At 76.8% G+C, this 18,191-nt stretch carries 8 protein-coding genes; all 8 read left to right on the forward strand.

Annotation, left to right across the window (positions count from 1 at the left end; genetic code table 11):
• Window positions 1–340 precede the first annotated feature (340 nt).
• From ACFC0B_RS21915 to ACFC0B_RS21950, 8 genes are read left to right on the forward strand one after another with little or no spacing between them, the layout of a single operon-like run.
• On the forward strand, window positions 341–3,613 hold the full coding sequence (locus ACFC0B_RS21915; RefSeq protein ID WP_376088079.1) for an amino acid adenylation domain-containing protein: 3,273 nt from the start codon (window positions 341–343) through the stop codon (window positions 3,611–3,613).
• Window positions 3,610–9,222, forward strand: coding sequence for an amino acid adenylation domain-containing protein (locus tag ACFC0B_RS21920; RefSeq protein WP_376088082.1), 5,613 nt, complete (start codon window positions 3,610–3,612; stop codon window positions 9,220–9,222). Before ACFC0B_RS21915 ends, ACFC0B_RS21920 begins: the two co-directional genes overlap by 4 nt.
• Entirely contained in the window at window positions 9,219–10,748 is a 1,530-nt protein-coding gene (locus tag ACFC0B_RS21925) for a class I adenylate-forming enzyme family protein (protein ID WP_376088085.1), read from the forward strand. Before ACFC0B_RS21920 ends, ACFC0B_RS21925 begins: the two co-directional genes overlap by 4 nt.
• Window positions 10,745–13,804, forward strand: a complete 3,060-nt coding sequence (locus ACFC0B_RS21930) for an amino acid adenylation domain-containing protein (RefSeq protein WP_376088088.1) — start codon at window positions 10,745–10,747, stop codon at window positions 13,802–13,804. The genes ACFC0B_RS21925 and ACFC0B_RS21930 overlap by 4 nt, the downstream gene beginning before the upstream one ends.
• The gene (locus ACFC0B_RS21935) at window positions 13,801–14,043 is read left to right on the forward strand and encodes an MbtH family protein (protein ID WP_376088091.1); all 243 of its coding nucleotides are present in this window, start codon (window positions 13,801–13,803) and stop codon (window positions 14,041–14,043) included. Before ACFC0B_RS21930 ends, ACFC0B_RS21935 begins: the two co-directional genes overlap by 4 nt.
• Complete coding sequence (locus ACFC0B_RS21940) at window positions 14,040–14,312, forward strand: hypothetical protein (protein WP_376088094.1); 273 nt, start codon at window positions 14,040–14,042, stop codon at window positions 14,310–14,312. Before ACFC0B_RS21935 ends, ACFC0B_RS21940 begins: the two co-directional genes overlap by 4 nt.
• A complete protein-coding gene (locus ACFC0B_RS21945; protein WP_376088096.1) occupies window positions 14,309–15,763 on the forward strand; it encodes a condensation domain-containing protein in 1,455 nt (484 codons plus the stop codon). The genes ACFC0B_RS21940 and ACFC0B_RS21945 overlap by 4 nt, the downstream gene beginning before the upstream one ends.
• Entirely contained in the window at window positions 15,760–17,805 is a 2,046-nt protein-coding gene (locus ACFC0B_RS21950; RefSeq protein WP_376088099.1) for a N,N-dimethylformamidase beta subunit family domain-containing protein, read from the forward strand. The genes ACFC0B_RS21945 and ACFC0B_RS21950 overlap by 4 nt, the downstream gene beginning before the upstream one ends.
• Window positions 17,806–18,191 lie beyond the last annotated feature (386 nt).

Genomic DNA, 18,191 nt, shown 5'->3' on the forward strand with positions numbered 1-18,191 from the left:
GGCCCGTCCGGTCGGCGGAAGGTCGCGTTCATGATCACTCCGATGGCGGAGGACGGGACCGCGCTCCTCCTCCTCGCGGGGTACGCCGACCCCGACCGGGGTCGGTTGTCCCGGGGCGTCCCCACTCGTCCCATTGGTCACTCCGGCCCCAGCAGTCAAGGTGGTCCAGACCATTGACGCTCCGTGCGGGGGCTTCCTAGCATGATCGACGTTGCGGCGGCCGTACGGGGGCCCGCCGCCGATCCGCCGAGCGCGCTACTCCCTCCCACCCTGCGGGCATGTGGCCGGGCGTTGTCCGAGTTACCGCCGTTCCGCCGTGAGGCGAGTGCCGAGGAGTGTCATGCCCGCGACCACCCAGGAGTCCGTCCACGAACCCGGCGGAAGCGCCGAACCCGCCCGGGACACGGGCCGGTCCGCGTCGTCCGTCCTCACCGTGGGCCAGGAACGGCTCTGGTTCCTCGACCAGCTGGACCCGGGCGACCCCTCCTACAACATCCCGCTCGTCCTGCGCCTCACCGGCGAGCCCTCGACGGAGTCGCTGCGCGCCGCCCTCGACGGCGTGGCGGCCCGGCACGAGGCGCTGCGCACCCGCTTCCCCGCCGAGGACGGCCGGCCCGCCGCCGTCGTCGACCCGCCCGGGCCCGTCCCGCTCGACCTCGCCGACCTGCGCGGACGGCCGGAGGAAGAGGTGGCCGCCGCCCTCGCCGAGCGCGTCAACCGCGGCTTCGACCTCGCAGCAGGGCCCCTGCTGCGCGCCGCCCTGCTGCGCACCGGCGAGCGGGAGCACGTGCTCTGCCTGGTGCTGCACCACATCGTCGCCGACGGCTGGAGCCTCGGCCTGCTGCGCACCGAACTCGCCGACCGCTACGCCGCCCACCTCGCCGGCGGCCCGCGGCCCGAGCCGCCCGCACCGCCCTCCTACGCCGCCCACGCCGCCGCCGAACGCGCCTGGCTGGCCGGGCCGGAGGCCGCCGAGGCGCTCGCCCACTGGCGCGAGCGCCTGGCCGGCGCGCCCGCCCTCGACCTGCCGCTGGACCGGCCCCGGCCCACCGGACCGAGCAGTGCCGGCGCCTTCCACACCCGGATCCTGCGCGGCCTCGGCCCCGAGCTCGACGCCTTCGCCCGCGCCCGCCGGCTCACCCCGTTCATGGTGCTGGCCGCCGCCTACCAGGCCCTGCTGCACCGCTGCACCGGCCAGGACGACTTCTGCGTCGGCGTGCCCACCGCCGCCCGCACCACCGTCGACAGCGAACGGACCGTCGGCTACTTCTCCTCCGCGCTCGTGCTGCGCGCCGACCTCGCCGGCGCCCCCACCTTCGACACCCTGCTGCGCCGCGTCCGCACCGACTGGCTCGGCGCGCTCGGCCACGGCCGGGTGCCGTTCGAGCAGCTCGCCGAGGAACTGAGCCCCGACCGCGACCCCGGGCGCACCCCGCTCTTCCAGACCCTGCTCACCGTGCACACCCAGGACGGCGGCGCGCTCGGCGAGCACGCCTTCGCCGACCTGCGCTGCGTCGAGATCGACGGCGGCCACACCGCCGCCAAGTTCGAACTCGCCCTGGACGTCCGCCCGGACGGCGACGACCTGCAGGCGGTCCTCGGCTACCGCACCGACCTGCTGGACGAGCCGTGGGTGGTGCGGCTCGGCCGCCGCTTCGACACCCTGCTGCGCGCCGCCCTCGCCGCCCCGGACACCCCGGTGCACCTGCTGCCGCTGCTCGACGCCGAGGAGCGCGCCGAGGCGGCGGCCGGCGCGGCCGGACCCGCGCTGCCCGCGCACCCGGCGACCGTGCTCGACGCGATCGACCGGGCGGCCGCCGAGCAGCCCGGCGCCCCCGCCGTCGAGGGGCGGGACGTCCGCCTCACCCGCGCCGAACTCGCCGCCGCCTCCGGTGCGCTGGCCGCGCGACTGGCGGCGGCCGGGGTGCGGCGCGGGGACCTGGTGGCGTTCTGCCTGCCGCGCGGGCCGCACGCCGTGGTCGCCATGCTCGCCGCCTGGCGGGCCGGCGCCGGCTACCTGCCGCTGGATCCGGAGTACCCGGCCGCCCGGCTCGCCTTCATGCTGGCCGACAGCGGCGCGACCGCCCTGGTCACGGCGGACGGCGCGCCCGTCGACGGACTGCCGGCGGCCCTGCCGGTCCTGCCGGTCCTGCCGGTCGCCGGGGGAGCGGAGGCCCTTCCGGCCGGCGCCGCCGTCGGGCCCGACGACCCCGCCTACCTCATCTACACCTCCGGCTCCACCGGCACTCCCAAGGGCGTGCTGGTCCCGCACCGCGCGCTCGCCGCCCGGGTCGCCTGGATGCGCGAGGGCTACCGCCTCACCGCCGCCGACCGCGTCCTGCAGTACGCCTCGCTCTCCTTCGACACCTGCGCCGAGGAGGTGTTCCCGGCCCTCGCCGCCGGCGCCGCCCTGGTCGTCGCGGAGGCCGGCGCCGCGCTGCCGGACCAGCTCGCCGAGCCCACCGCCGACGGCCTCACCGTCCTCGACCTGCCCACCCCGTACTGGCACCAGCTGGTCGCCGACCTCGACGCCACGCCCTGGCCGGCGAGCCTGCGGCTGCTCGTCCTCGGCGCCGACCAGGTCCGCCCGGAGGCCGTCGCCGCCTGGCGCGCCCGGTTCGGCGACACCGTCCGGCTGGTCAACTCCTACGGGCCCACCGAGACCACCGTCATCGCCACCACCGCCGAGCTCGGCGCCGCCGACACCGCCCGGCGCCCCCCGATCGGCCGGCCCGTCGGCGGCACCACCGTCGCCGTGCTCGACCGCCACGGCCGGCCCGTGCCGCCGGGCACCCCCGGCGAACTGGTGGTCGGCGGCGCCGGTGTCACCGACGGCTACCTCGGCCGCCCGGGCGCCACCGCCCGCGCCTTCGTGCCCGACCCGGACGGGCCGCCCGGCGCCCGCCGCTACCGCACCGGCGACCTGGTGCGCCGCCGCGCCGACGGCGCGCTGGAGTTCCTCGGCCGGATCGACGCCCAGGTGAAGGTGCGCGGCTACCGGGTCGAGCCCGGCGAGGTCGAGTCCGCGCTGCTCGCGCGGCCAGGCGTCGGCCAGGCCGCCGTGCTGGCCCGCGCGGACCGCCTGCTCGGCTACGTCGTGCCGGACGCCGCGCCCGGGTCGCCCGCTCCCGACCCCGCCGCGCTGCGCGCCGCGCTCGCCGCCGCCCTGCCCGCGCACCTCGTCCCCAACGCCGTCCTCGTCCTCGACGCGCTGCCGCTCACCCCCAACGGCAAGCTCGACCACCGCGCGCTGCCCGACCCCGACACCCGCCCCGAGCTGCGCGCCGCCTACCTCGCCCCGCGCACCGAGGCCGAGGAACTGGTCGCCGAGGTCTGGCAGGACGTCCTGGGCCTGGACCGGGTCGGCGTCCACGACGACTTCTTCGACCTCGGCGGCCACTCCCTGCTCGCCACCCGGGTCGTCGCCCGCATCCGCGCCGCGGCCGACCTCGCCGTGCCGCTGCGCACCCTCTTCACCCACCGCACGGTGGCCGCCTTCGCCGACGCCGTCGAAGCCGCCCTGGTCGCCGAACTCGACGCGCTGTCCGACGACGCCGCCGAGGAGCTGCTCGCCGCGCAGGACGCCCTGGAAGGGACCGCAACGCCGTCATGAGCACCGACACCGCCCCCACCCCCACCCCTTCCGGCTCCTCCGCAGGGCTCACCGCCGCCAAGCGCGAACTGCTCAGCCGCCGCCTGAGGAGCCGCACCGCACCCCGGCAGGCGATCGCCCGCCGCGCCGCCGACGCGCCCGTGCCGCTCTCCTACGCCCAGGAACGGCTCTGGTTCATGGAGCAGTTCGCCCCCGGCACCGCCGCCTACAACATCCCGGTCGTGCGCCGGCTGCGCGGCCCGCTGGACGTCCCCGCCCTGCGCCGCGCGCTGGACGCCGTCCTCGCCCGGCACGAGACGCTGCGCTCGCGCTACCCGGCCACCGACGACGGCCGCCCGCTGCTGGTCATCGACCCGCCCGGCCCCGCCGACCTCACCCTCGCCGGGGCCGCCGACGCCGCGCAGGCCGAACGGCTGGTCGACGAGGCCGCCGCCGTCCCCTTCGACCTGGAGCACGGGCCGCTGCTGCGCGCCCACCTGATCCGGCTCGCCGCCGACGACCACGTGCTGCTGCTCGTCGTCCACCACAGCGTCAGCGACGGCTGGTCGAGCGAGGTGCTGCTCGGCGAGGTGCTGCGCGGCTACGCCGCCCACGCCGCCGGACGCCCCGACCCGCTACCCGAACTCGCCTTGCAGTACGGCGACTTCGCGATCTGGCAGCGCGAGCGGCTGAGCGGGGACCGGCTCGCCGCCGAGGTCGCCCACTGGGCCCGTGAGCTGGCCGGCGTCGAACCCCTCGAACTCGCCTGCGCCGCCCCCCGCCCGCCGCGCCAGACCTTCGACGGCGCCGGCTACGGCGTCGAGGTCGACCGCGCGCTGCTCGACCGGCTGACCGCCCTCGGCAAGCGGCACGACGCCACCGTCCACATGGTGCTGCTCGCCGCCTTCCAGACCCTGCTGGCCCGGTTCAGCGGCCAGCGCGACTTCGCGGTCGGCTCGCCCGTCGCCGGCCGTACCGAGCCCGAACTCGAAGCGCTGGTCGGCATGTTCGTCAACGTGCTGGCCCTGCCCGCTCGGCTGGAGGGCGACCCCTCGTTCACCGAGCTGCTCCGCCGCACCCGGGACACCTGCCTGGAGGCCTACGCCCACCAGGAGCTGCCGTTCGCCCAGCTGGTCACCGAGCTCAAGGTGCCCCGGGACGTCAGCCGCCCGCCGGTCTTCCAGGCCGTCCTCGCCGTGCAGAACTACGCCGTCCAGCGCGAGGCCGCCGAATCCGGCGAACTCCCCCTCGACGTCCAGCCGTTCGGTGTGCGCGCCAGCGGCACCCGGTTCGACCTGGAGCTGTTCCTCCAGGAGTGGCCGCAGGGCCTGCTCGGCTCCTTCAACTACAACACCGACCTCTTCGCCGAGGCCGACATCGCCCGGCTCGCCGAGCACCTGGCCCGGCTGCTGACCGCGATCGCCGACCGACCGGACGCCCCGCTGTCCACCCTCGACGACCTCCCCGCGGCCGAACGCGCCTTCGAGGTCGAGCGGTTCAACGACACCGCGAACGCCCGCCCGGCCACCACCCTGACCGCCCTGGTCGCCGAGCAGATCGCCCGCACCCCCGGCGCCGTCGCCGTCTCCTTCGAGGACGGCGCCGCCCTGACGTACCGCCAACTCGACGCCGCAGCCGACCGGATCGCCGTCCGGCTGGCCGCCGAGGGGGTCGGGCCCGGCAGCCTGGTCGCGATCAGCGCCGAGCGCTCGCCCGAACTCGTCGCCGGCCTGCTCGGCGTGCTGCGCACCGGTGCCGGCTACACCCCGCTGGAACCGGGCTACCCCGCCGAACGGCTGGCCTTCCTGCTCGCCGACAGCGCCGCCCCCGTCCTGCTCACCCAGCGCCGCCTGCCCGTCCCCGACGGCTGCACCGCCCGGGTCCTGCTCCTCGACGACCCCGCCGAGTGGCCCAAGGTCCGCGCCAAGGCCTCGCGGCCCGCCGGGCCCGCCCCCGACGACACCGCCTACCTGATCTACACCTCCGGTTCGACCGGCCGCCCCAAGGGCGTGCCCAACACCCACCGGGCCATCGCCAACCGCCTCCAGTGGATGCAGGACGCCTACCGGCTCGGCCCCGAGGACCGCGTCCTGCAGAAGACCCCGGCCGGATTCGACGTCTCCGTCTGGGAGTTCTTCTGGCCGCTGATCAGCGGCGCCCGGATCGTCCTCGCCAAGCCCGGCGGCCAGAAGGACGCCGGCTACCTGCGCGACCTGGTGGTGCGCGCGGGCGTCACCGTCGCCCACTTCGTGCCCGCCATGCTCACCGTCTTCCTCGCCGAGGACGGCATCGAGCGCTGCACCACCCTGCGCCGGGTGGTGTGCAGCGGCGAGGCCCTGCCGCCCGACACCGCACGGGAGTTCACCACCCGCCTGCCCGGCTGCGCGCTCGCCAACCTCTACGGGCCCACCGAGGCAGCCGTCGACGTCTCCTCCTGGGAGTGCGAGGGCCCGCTGCGCACCGTCCCGATCGGCCTGCCGATCGACAACACCCGCCTGTACGTGCTGGACCCCGTCCTGCGGCCGGTCCCGCCCGGTGCCCCCGGCGAACTCCACATCGGCGGCACCGCCGTCGCCCTCGGCTACCACCGCCGCCCCGGCCTCACCGCCGCCCGGTTCGTCCCCGACCCCTACGGTCCGCCCGGCTCCCGGCTCTACCGCACCGGCGACCTCGCCCGCCGCCGTCCCGACGGCACCCTCGAACACCTCGGCCGGATCGACCAGCAGGTCAAGATCCGCGGCCTGCGGATCGAACCCGGCGAGACCGAGGCCGCGCTGCGCGCCCGGCCGGGCATCGCCGACGCCGCCGTCGTGGTCCGCGAGGACCGGCCCGGCGACAAGCGGCTCACCGGCTACCTCGTCCCCGCCCTTGGCGCCGAGGAGCCCGACCCGGCCGCCCTGCGCGCCGCCCTCAAGCGCACCCTGCCCGACCACCAGGTGCCCGCCGCCTTCGCCGTCCTGCCCGCCCTCCCGCTCACCCCCAACGGCAAGCTCGACCGCCGCGCCCTGCCCGCCCCGCAGGTGCGCCGCGACGCCGGCGCCGCCGAGCCCGCGACCGAGGCCGAGCGGGTGCTCGCCGAGATCTGGGCCGAGGTGCTCGGCCTGCCCGAGGTCGGCACCGACGAGGACTTCTTCGACCTCGGCGGCCACTCGCTGCTCGCCACCCAGGTCGTCGCCAAGGCCCGCAAGCGCCTCGCCGAGGCCGGCGCCCGCCCGGTCAGCGTGATGGACCTGTTCACCTGTCGCACCGTCCGCGACCTCGCCGCCCTCGCCTCGCTCGACGAGCGGGACCGCGGTCCGCGCCGGCTGCTGCACCGGCTCACCCGTCCCGTCCCGGCGGAGCGCCGCCGGCTCACCCTGGTCTGCGTCCCCTACGGCGGCGGCAGCGCCGTCGTCTACCAGCCGGTCGCCGACCTGCTGCCCGCCGACACCGAGCTGTGGGCCGTCGCGATCCCCGGCCACGACATCGGCGTCACCGAACAGCACCTGCCCTTCGACGAATTGGCCGAGCAGCTGGCCGCCGAGGTGCGCGAGCGGGTGGACGGCCCGGTCGTCGTCTACGGCCACTGCGGCGTCGGCACCGCCCTCGCCGTCGCCACCGCCCGCCTGCTGGAGGCCTCAGGCCGGGAGCTCGAAGCCGTCTACGCCGGCGCCCAGTTCCCGTTCGCCAAGCCCCGCAGCAAGGTGCTCACCGCACTCAGCGGCATCGCCGCCCTGGAACCGCTGCTCGGCGACCGGGTCTACCTCAACTGGCTCACCGGCATGGGCGTCGACACCTCCGAACTCGACCAGGAGCAGGTCCGGTTCATCGTCGGCAACATGCGCCGCGACTCCAAGGCCGCCGAGGCGTACTTCACCCGCGCCATCGAGGAGGTCGCCGCCGGCGCGCCCCGGCTGCGCGCGCCGCTGGTCTCGCTGGTCGGCGACCACGACCCGGCCGCCGACTTCTACCAGGAGCGGTACCGCGAATGGCTGCTGCTCGCCGAGCGCTCCGCCGTCGCGGTGCTCGACCAGGGCGGCCACTTCTTCGTCAAGTACCGCGCGGCGGAGGTCGTCGAGGCCGTCACCACCGTGCACCGCGCCGTGCTCGACGGGCGGACCGACACCCTGCCCGCGCGCGGACCGGACAGCTCCTGGTGGTTCCACGGCGAGACCGGCGCACCGGCGCGGGAGGAGTCGGCGGCGGCCGAGGAACCCGCCGGTGAGGGTCCGCAGCCCAGCATGGGCCGCTTCCTGGCCGTCGCCGCCGGCCAGTTGGTCTCCATCACCGGCTCGGCGCTCACCGAGTTCGCGCTGCCGGTCTGGATCCTGCTGGAGACCGGATCGATGGCCCGGTACGCGCTCTACGCCGTCATCGCGATGCTGCCCGGCATCGTCGTCGGCCCGCTGGCCGGCGCCCTGGTCGACCGGCTGGACCGGCGCAGGGTCATGCTCGCCGGGGACGTCGCCGCCGGGGCCACCCAGGCCGCCATGCTGGCCCTGCTACTGGCGGGGCAGCTGCACTCCTGGCAGGTCTACGTCCTGCTCGGCACGCTCTCCGTCGCCCTCACCTTCCAACGCCTCGCCTACGCCTCGGCGGTGCCCCAGATCGTCCCCAAGCAGTACCTGGGCCATGCCAATGGTGTCGTGCAACTCGCCTTCGGAGCCGCTCAGTTCGTGGTCCCGCTGGTCGCCGTCGCGCTGCTCGCCGCGATCGGCCTGCGGGGCATCCTGATCATCGACGTGGCCAGCTACACGATCGCCGTCGGCATCCTGCTCGCGGTGCGCTTCCCGCGCACCCTGCCGTGGACCAGGCGCGAACCGCTGGTCGAGGAGATCAAGCAGGGCTTCGGCTACTCCTGGCGCCAGCGCGGCTTCCGCTCCATGCTGCTCTGGTTCGCCGGGCTGAACGTCTTCCTCTCCCCGCTGTTCCTGCTCACCACCCCGATGGTGCTCGCCTTCTCCGACCTCGACGGCGCCGCCCGGGTGGCCGTCGCCGGCGGCGCGGGCGCCCTGCTCGGCGGCATCGCCATGGGCTTCTGGGGCGGACCGCGCCGCCACCGGCTGCGCGGCATGCTCGGCCTGGCCGCCGTCCTCGCCCTGGCCGGCGCCGTCACCGGTCTGCACGCCGGGCTCTGGGTGATCGCCGCCGGGGCGTTCGGGATGTCCTTCGCGCTCTCCCTGGTCAACGGCGTCTACTCGACGATCGTCCAGGTCAAGGTCCCGCAGCGGTTCCACGGCCGGGTCTTCGCGCTGAACACCCTGGTCGCCTGGTCCACCCTGCCGCTCGGCCACGGGGTCATCGCCCCGCTCGGCTCGGCGGTGTTCGGCCCGCTGATGGAGCCGGACGGCGCGCTCGCCCCGGTCTTCGGCCCGCTGATCGGTACCGGGCCCGGGCGCGGGATCGCGCTGATGTACGTGCTGTTCGGGCTCGCCATGCTCGTCCTGGTCGCCGTCGGCCTGCGGCTGCCCGCGCTCGCCCGCTTCGACCGTGAGGTGCCGGACGCCGAGCCGGACGACCTGGTCGGCCTGCGCGAACGCGCCCGGGCCGCCGCGGCCAGGGCCGCCGACCGGCGTTCCTCCGACGGCCGCTCCTCCGACCGCCGTTCCTCCGACGGCCGTTCCTCCGACGGAACCCGGGAGGCCGTGTGAACCGCGCCGTCCCCGCCGACCTGCCCGCGCTGCTCGCCCACCGGGCCGCCGCCCACCCCGACCGGACCGCCGTCGTCAACGGCGCCGACCGGCTCGACTTCGCTGCCTGGCAGGCCCGCTCCGGCGCCCTCGCCGCCGCCCTGCGCGCCGCCGGACTGCGCCCCGGCGACCGGGTCGGCCTGCGCCACGGCACCGCCGACTGGGTGGCCTACGCCGTCGCCCACCTCGCCGTGCTGCGGGCCGGCGGCGTCGCCGTCCCGCTCTCCGACCGGCTCGCCCCCGCCGTCACCGCGCACGCCCTCGCCGACTCGGGCGCCGCGTTCCTGCTGCACACCGGAACCGCCCCGGACACCGCCGGGGTGCGCACCCTCACCGAGGCCGACGCCGCCGGCCACCCCGCCGAGCCGGACCTGCCGCCCGCCGACCCGGGCGCGCCCGCCCAGATCCTCTACACCTCGGGCACCACCGGCACCCCCAAGGGAGTCACCGCGACCCACGCCAACCTGGCGTACGGCTGCACCCTCGACGAGCGCCGCCGCCCGCTGCGCCACTCGCAGGCCTTCCTGCACGCCTTCCCGGTCGGCACCAACGCCGGGCAGACCATGCTGGTCAACGCGCTCAACGCGCACGCCACCTGCGTCGCCGCCCCGCAGTTCACCCCGCTGAGGTTCGTCCGGCTGATCGCCGAACACGGCATCGGCAGCGTCTTCCTGGTCCCCGCCATGGCGATCGAACTGCTCGCCTCGGCCGCCCTGGCCAAGGCCGACCTGGACGGCGTCCGGCTGGTCGGCTCCACCGCCGCTGCGCTGCCGCAGCCCGTCGCGCTCGCGCTCAGCCGGGCCTTCCCGGGGGCCCAGATCGCCAACTACTACACCTCCACCGAGGCCGCCCCCGCCCAGATCACCCTGCTGTTCGACCCCGAGCACCCCGACTCGCCCGGCGCGCCCGCCTCGCTCGCCGACCTGCGGATCACCGACGCCGACGGCCGCCCGCTGCCGCCCGGCGAGGCGGGCGAGCTGTGGCTGCGCTCGCCCACCGCGCCGCGCGGCTACCTCGGCGAGCGGGACGGCGCGGTGTTCCAGGGCCGGTGGGTGCGGATGGGCGACCTCGGCCGGATCGACACCGACGGCTTCCTGCACCTGCTGGACCGGGAGAAGGACGTGGTCAAGTCCGGTGCCCACAAGGTCTCCACGCTCCAGGTCGAGAACGCCCTGCACGCCCACCCGCTGATCGCCGACGCCGCCGCGTTCGGCGTCCCGCATCCCGTGCTCGGCGCGGTGGTCGCCGCCGTGCTGGTGCCCGTGCCGGGTGCCGAGCCGCCGACCGCAGCCGCGCTGCGCGGCTTCCTGCTCGGCCACCTCGCCGCGCACGAACTGCCGGCCACCGTCCTGTTCCGCGACGCGCTGCCGCGCAACGAGGGCGGCAAGGTGCTCAAGCGCGAACTGCGCCGCCTGGTGACCGGCGACGGCCCCGATCTGCCCCCCACTGCCGGCGAGACCCCCACCACCAGCGAGGCCATCCGATGACCACCCCCCTCAGCCCCGCCCAGCACGGCGTCTGGCTCACCGAGCAGACCCTCGACGCCGGCGCCGCCTACCACCTCGCCGTCACGGTGGAGTTCACCGGCCCGCTCGACGCCGCCGCCCTCGCCGGGGCCTGCGCCCGGGTGGTCCGGCGGCACCCCGTGCTCGCCGGGCGGATCGACCCCGACGGGCCCGCCGTGCGGCCCGGGCCCGCGCCGGAGCTGCGGACCGTCGACTGCCCCGCCGAGGACCTCGACAAGCTGCTCGCCGACGAGAGCGCCGCCCGCTTCGACCTCGCGGCCGGGCCGCTCGCCCGGTTCACCCTGTACCGGACGGGCGCCGAACGGCACGTGCTGCTGGTCGCCGCGCACCACCTGGCGTTCGACGGCGAGTCCAAGGACCGGCTGGTCGCCGACCTCGCCGTCGCCCACCGGGGCGAGGCGCTCGCCTCGCCGTCCGGCGCGGCGGCGGACGGTGAGCGGTCCGTCGAGCCGTTCGCCGAGCCGTCCGCCGAGGCCGCCGCCGGGTACTGGGCCGAGCGGTGGCACGAGCCGGGCCCGCCGGTCCTGCCCGGGCTGCGGACCGTCACCGACCCGGGCACCCTGCCCGGCCCCGGGGGCTCGGTCGATCTCCGGATCGGCGGTGCCCGGCACGCCGCGCTCGTCGCGACCGCCGAGCGGCTGGGGGTCACCCGCTTCGAACTGCTCGCCGCCGCCTGGCACGCGCTGCTGCTGCGCTACGGCAACCCGGCGCCGGCCACCGCCGTCGAGCTCTCCGTCCGCCGCCCCGGCGAGCCGGTCGCCGTCGGCCTCGCCGTCAATGAACTCCCGCTGTTCAGCGAGCCGTTGGCGGGCAGGTCGTTCGCCGGCCACGCGCGCGCGGTGCGCGCCGGGCTGCGCGGCCTCTACCCGCACCGGGCCGTCCCGCTGGGACGGGCGGTGCGCGGCCTCACCCCGCGCACCGCGCTCACCCCGCTCTCCGTCAGCTACCGCCGCCGCCCCGCCGGCGTGCCGCGGCCCGACTTCGGCCCCGGCCTCGCCGCCACGGTCCGCTGGATCGGCTTCGCGGGCACCGCCCGCAACCTCCTGAACCTCCAACTCGTCGACTCCGAGGACGCGTTGGACGTCAGCCTGCACTACCGGGCGGAGGCCTTCGCGCCCGGTGCTCCGGAGCGGATCGCCGGACACTTCGCGACCCTGCTGGACGGCGCCCTCGCCGACCCCGCCACCCCGGTCGGCCTCCTGCCGCTGCTCGGCGCCGACGAGCGCGCCGCCCAACTCGCCGCGCCCGCAGCGCGACCCGGCCTCGCCGAGGCGACCGTCCCCGCCCTGTTCGCCGCCCGCGCGGCCGCCGCGCCGGAGGCCGTCGCCCTGGTCGCCGAGGGCACCGCGTACCGCTACCGGGACCTCGCCCGCCTCGTCGCGCACGCCGCCGCCGCTCTCACCCGGCACGGTGCCGGGCCGGGCACCCTGGTCGGCATCGCCCTGCCGCGCGGACGGGACCAACTCGTCGCGGTGCTCGCGGTGCTGGCGGCCGGTGCGGCCTATCTCCCGCTCGACCCCGAGTACCCCGCCGAGCGGCTCGCCTTCCTGCGCGCCGACTCCGGCCTCGCCCTGCGGATCACCCGCGAGCCGTCCGCGCCCGGGGACCTCGCCCCGGCCGAGCTGGCGCCCGTGGACGCGGCCGCGGAGCCGCAGCTGCCCGCAGGGCCCTCGCCCGAGCACCCCGCGTACGTGCTCTACACCTCCGGCTCCACCGGCACCCCCAAGGGCGTCGAGGTGCCGCACGGCGCGCTCGCCAACCTGCTCGGCAGCCTGCGCGACCACCTCGGCGCCCGCCCCGAGGACCGCTGGCTCGGCCTGACCTCGCTCTCCTTCGACATCTCCACCGTCGAACTGCTGCTGCCGCTGATCACCGGCGGCCGCGTCGTCCTCGCCCCCGAGGGCGCGCACCGGGACGGGCCCGCGCTGCTCGACCTCATCGCCCGCGAGGAGATCAGCCACGTCCAGGCGACGCCCAGCGGCTGGCGGGTGCTGCTGGAGGCGGGCCCGGACCGGGCGCTCCCCGGCGGCCTGACCGCGCTCACCGGCGGTGAGGCGCTGCCCGCCCCGCTCGCCGCCGACCTCGCCGCCGCCACCGCCCGGCTGGTCAACGTCTACGGCCCCACCGAGACCACCGTCTGGTCCACCCTCGCCGAACCCGCCGCCCCGGACGGCCGGGTGAGCATCGGCGCGCCGCTCGCCAACACTCGCGCCTACGTCCTGGACGAGCGCCTGCAGCCCGTGCCGTACGGGCTGCCCGGCGAGCTGTACCTCGGCGGCGCGGGCGTCGCGCACGGCTACCGGGGCCGGCCCGGGCTGACCGCCCGCCGCTTCCTGCCCGACCCCTACGGCCCGCCCGGCTCCCGGGTCTACCGCACGGGCGACCTCGTCCGGCGCCACCCCGGCGGCGGGCTGGAGTTCGTCGGCCGCGCCGACACCCAGGTCAAGGTGCGCGGCCACCGCGTCGAACTCGGCGAGATCGAGGCCCGGTTGGCCGAGCACCCCGCCGTCGCCCAGGCCGCCGCCACCCTGCACGGCCCCGACGGGGACCGCCGCCTCGCCGCCTACCTCGTCCCCGCCGGGCCCGCCGTGCCCGCGCCCGAGGAGCTGCGCGCCCACCTCGCGGCCACCCTCCCGGCCGCCGTCCTGCCGGGCACGTACACCGTCCTCGACGCCTTCCCGCTCACCCCCAACGGCAAGCTCGACCGCGCCGCCCTGCCCGAACCCGCGGTCGGGCGACCCGAGCCGGTCGAGGCCGGCCCGGCGGGGGAGCCGGAGTCCGACCCGACCACCGCCGCCGTCCTCGCCATCTGGCGCGAGGTGCTGCGGCTGGACGACCTCGGCCCCGACGAGGACTTCTTCGACCTCGGCGGCCACTCCCTGCTGATCACCGCGATCGCCGCCCGGATCCGCCAACAGCTCGGCGTCGCCGTCCCGTTGGACGTCTTCTTCGACACCCCCACCGCCCGCGGCGTCGCCGCCGCCGTCACCGATCTGCGTCAGGAGCGAACCCCGTGAGCACCGAAGCCCCCGTGAGCACCGAAGCCCCCTACCAGGTGGTCGTCAACGACGAGGAGCAGCACGCCCTCTGGCCCTCCGGATCCCCACTGCCCGCCGGCTGGCGCGCCGAGGGGTTCACCGGCACCGAGGAGGAGTGCGGCGCCCACGTCGACCGGGTCTGGCCGGACATCCGCCCGCTCAGCCTGCGCCGCCGGCTCGCCGAGCAGGCCGCGGCGGCCGGGCAGGCGGCCCGATGAGCACCCCCGCCGACCTGCGCCACCGGCTCGCCGAGCTGGTGTCCGCCGCCACCGACGGTCAGCTCACCGTCGCGGAACTCCTCGGCTCCGAGGAGTCGTTGACCGCCCTCGGCGTCTCCTCGCTGGCCCTGCTGCGGCTGGCCGACGGCCTGGAGGAGGAGTTCGAGGTGCTGATCGACCTCGGCGACCCCGCGCTGCACGCCGGCGGCCTGACCGCCCTCGCCGCCCGGCTGAACGATCACGCCGCCGTCGTGGAGCCCGCCGGATGAGCGGATCGACCGTCACGGAGGGCCCCGCGACGGCCCTCGCCGTGCGCTTCGGCGGTGCCCGGTCCGGCCGCGCCCCGCTGACCTGGGGCCAGCGCGCCATCTGGCACGCCATCGGCCGCACCGCGCCCAACGACCACTACTTCAACCTCGGCCGGATCCTCCCGCTCGCCGACCGCGGCGCCCCCGTCGACGAGGCGCGGCTGGCCGGCGCCGTCGCCGCGCTGCTCGGCCGGCACGAGGCGCTGCGCACCCGGCTGGTCCTGGACGAGGACGGCGAGCCCGGCCAACTCCTGCTGGCAGAGGGGGAGATCGCGGTCGAGGTGCGCGACGAGCCCGACCCCGCGCGCGCCGACCGGGCCGCCGAGGAACTGCTGGCCGACCTCACGGGGCGGCGCTTCGACTACACGGGGGAGTGGCCCGTACGGTTCGGCGCGGTGCGCTGCGGCGGACGGATCACCCACGCCGTGTTCGCCCTGTGCCACCTCGCCTCGGACGGGCACGGCGCCGAGGTGCTGGTGCGCGACCTGCGGCTGCTGGTGCGGCGCGGCTCGGCGGGCGGCCCCGTCGCCGTCACCCCGTACGACCTCGCCCGCCGGCAGCACGGTCCGGTCGGGCGCCGCCGGGGCGCGGCGGCGCTGGCCCGCTGGGAGGCGGACCTGCGGCGGATGCCTCCGACGATGTTCGCCGAACCGGTGGCGGAGCCGCTCGCGCCCCGGTTCTGGACCGGCCGGCTGGTGTCGGCGGCGCTGCCCCGGGCGGTGGACGCGCTCGCGGCCGTCCACCGGGTCAGCGGCTCCACCGTGCTGCTCGCCGCGGCGGCCGCGCTGGTCGCCGCCGACCGGGGCCACCCGGCGGCGGCCGTCATGCCCATCGCCGGGAACCGGGCCGCCGCCGACCACCGCGATCTGGTCGGCACGCTCTCCCAGGACGCCCTGGTCGTCCTCGACCTGCCCGCCGACCTCGACGGCGGCGCCGTCTTCCCCGACCTGCTGCCCACCGCCTGGCAGGCCGCGCTGGCCGGCTACCGGGCGGCCGCGTACGACCCGGTGGAGTGGGACGCCCTGCTCGCCCGGATCGCCCGCGAGCGCGGCACCGAGGTGCATCCGTACTGCTGCTTCAACGACATGCGGCTCGTCGAACGACCGCTCTCGTCCGATGAGTTGCCGAGCCCGGAGGAGCTGGCCGGGCTGCGGCGGCGGACCGTGCTGGACTTCCCGGCCACCCAGGAACTGGTGGCCTGCCGGTACTGCCTCCACCTCACCGGCGACGACTCCGCGCTCACCGTCACGCTCACCGCCGACACCGCCCACCTGCCGCCGGCGGCGATCCACGCCCATCTGCGGGCGATCGAGGAGGTGGTGGTGGCCTCCGCCGCCGGGGCCCCGCCCCGGCTCGCGGCGCTGCCCGGTCTGCTGGGCCGGTTCGCCGAGCACCGGGACCCGGCCCCGTGACGGCGGACGGCCCCGACGGCGTCGCGCGTCCGCTGGCGGGTGCCGAGGCGACCTCCTGCGTCCAGGGCGGCCGGCTCCGCTTCCGCCTCGGCGCCCGGGGCACCGCCGGCCGCCCGCTGCGCGGCCGGGTGGTCGTCACCGACGAGGTGAGCGGGGAAGTGCGGCTGAAGGCGGCCCTCGACGGCGTCACCCGGTGGGACCTCGACGTCCCCGCGCACTGGCCGAGTTCGCTCTACCGGGCGAGCTTCCACGACGAGCGCCCCGAGCAGCCGGCGCCCGAGCGCGACGCCGAGCACGAGGTCTGGTTCGTGGTGCGGGCCGCCCGCCCCGGTGCCGGCTCCGGCATCCTCGTCTCCGTCCCGTTCGCCACCTGGCGCGCCTACCACCGGGCCGGCCAGACCGGCCGCGGCCTCTACTACGCCGAGCAGCCCGACCGCGCCGTCCGGGTCCGGCTCGACGCGCCCGGCGGGGGGCCGCCGCCGGAGCGCTGGGAGGAGCCGCTGCTGCGCTGGCTGCCCCGGGCCGGGTACCCCGTCGAGTACTGCTCCGGCTTCGACCTGGACGACCGGTCCTTCGCCCGCTCCCTGGCCCGCTACCGGCTGCTGGTGGTCAACGGGCACGACGAGTACTGGTCCGCCGGCATGCGCGACAGCGTCGAGGAGTTCGCCCGCCGGGGCGGCAACCTCGCCTTCTTCGCGGCCAACACGGCGTGGTGGCAGATCCGGATCGAGGACGAGCCCGACGGCGGCCGCTCGATGGTCTGCCACCGCGACGCCGCCGCCGACCCGGTCACCGCCACCGACCCGCGCCGGGCCACCGTCGAGTGGTCCGGCTCCCCGGTGGAGCGGCCCGAGAACGGGATGACCGGCGTCAGCTTCCGCCACGGCGCGGGCGCCTGGGGCGAGGGCATGGCGGTGATCGGCCGCGAGTCCTACACCGTCCGCTTCGCCGACCACTGGGCCTTCGAGGGAACCGGACTCGCCGACGGCGACGCCTTCGCGCGGGGCTCGCTCGGCTACGAGACCGACGCGGCCGAACTCGACTGGTCCGCCGGTGTGCCGCGCGCCACCGGGCGGGACGGCACACCGCGCTCCTTCGCCGTGCTCGCCACCGCCGACCTGCGGCACTGGCGCCGCTACGGGCAGGGCGGCTGGGCGACGATGGGCGTGTTCCGGCTCGGCGCCGGCACCGTGTTCAACGCCGCCACCATCAACTGGGGCCGGGCGCTGGGTGATCCGGTCGTCGACCGGATCACCCGCAACGTGCTGGACCGCCTCGGCGGTGTCGCCCCGGCACCGCGCTGGCACGCCGTCGGCCGGGCGGACGGCGTCCGCGCGCTCGCCGCCTGCGAGGGCCTGCTGTTCGCGGTGGCCGCGGACGGCACCACCCTGCTGCACCGCGAGCCCTCGGACCAGAACCTCCCGTGGACACCGTGCCCGCCGGCCGCGGGCCCGGCGCCCGCGCCGCGGATCCGCTGCCTCACCGCCCCGCGGGAGGCCGCCGGTCCGCTCCCGCTCGCCCTGCTCGCCGTCACCGAGGACGACCGCCTCCTGGTCCGCGACCCCGTCCCCGGCGCGGCCCCCTGGACCCCGGCCGGCCGCACCCCGCCCGGCACGGCCGCCCTCGCGGTGTGCGACGGCACCCTCTTCGCCGTCACCCCGCACGACGACACCCTGCACCACCGCCCCGCCACCGACCCGGACGCCCCCTGGCGCCCCCTCTGCGGCGCGGCCGGCGCCACCACCCTCACCGTCCTGGGCGGCCGCCTCCACGCCACCACCCCCACGGGTCTCACCACCCGCCCCCCGACCACCACCCCCGATCCCCCCTTCACCCCCACGACCTCCTTCCCCCCGACCCGCACCCTCACCTCCCACGCCGGCCACCTCCTCTCCACCACCCCCACCGGTCACCTCCTCACTCACCTCGCCGGCATCCCCCCGAAGCACCCGCAGGCGGGGCCGCCGACCTGGAGCGGAAAGTCGGCCTGGCCGACTTCCCGCGCCAGCGAGGAACCGCTTCTTCACCCCGGGGGCCAGTGAGGGGTGGCGTGGAAAGTCGGCTGGGCCGACTTTCCACGCCGTAGAGGAAACGTTCCCGCATCCCTGGAATGCCCGCGCCGGTCGGCCGGCCTGGAGTGGGAAGTCGGCCTGACCGACTTTCCATTCCGAAGGAGAAGCGTTTCCGCACCTTCTGAGGCGTGCCGGGGGGAGAGATACGGTGCGGGTCGGCTTCCTGCGCCGGGGAGGAATCGTTCCCTCACCATGGAGGCTCGTGCCGGCGGGTGGTGTGGAGTGGGAAGTCGGCCGGGTCGACTTCCTGGAGCGAGGGGGAACGTTTCTGCGCCAGCGTGGCGCGCCGCACATCGCGAGGGTTGGCGCGCCGGGTCGTTCCGTGTGCCGGGTGGGCGTTCTCCCGGCAGCGGCCG

Origin of the sequence: Kitasatospora sp. NPDC056184, assembly GCF_042268405.1 — a bacterium.
GTDB lineage: Bacteria > Actinomycetota > Actinomycetes > Streptomycetales > Streptomycetaceae > Kitasatospora.

What these genes read in the sequence shown, in the direction of transcription:
- ACFC0B_RS21945 (WP_376088096.1), top strand. Translation starts at nt 14,309, where the DNA reads ATGAGCGGATCGACCGTCACGGAGGGCCCCGCGACGGCCCTCGCCGTG.
- ACFC0B_RS21915 (WP_376088079.1), top strand. Translation starts at nt 341, where the DNA reads ATGCCCGCGACCACCCAGGAGTCCGTCCACGAACCCGGCGGAAGCGCC.
- ACFC0B_RS21930 (WP_376088088.1), top strand. Translation starts at nt 10,745, where the DNA reads ATGACCACCCCCCTCAGCCCCGCCCAGCACGGCGTCTGGCTCACCGAG.
- ACFC0B_RS21940 (WP_376088094.1), top strand. Translation starts at nt 14,040, where the DNA reads ATGAGCACCCCCGCCGACCTGCGCCACCGGCTCGCCGAGCTGGTGTCC.
- ACFC0B_RS21920 (WP_376088082.1), top strand. Translation starts at nt 3,610, where the DNA reads ATGAGCACCGACACCGCCCCCACCCCCACCCCTTCCGGCTCCTCCGCA.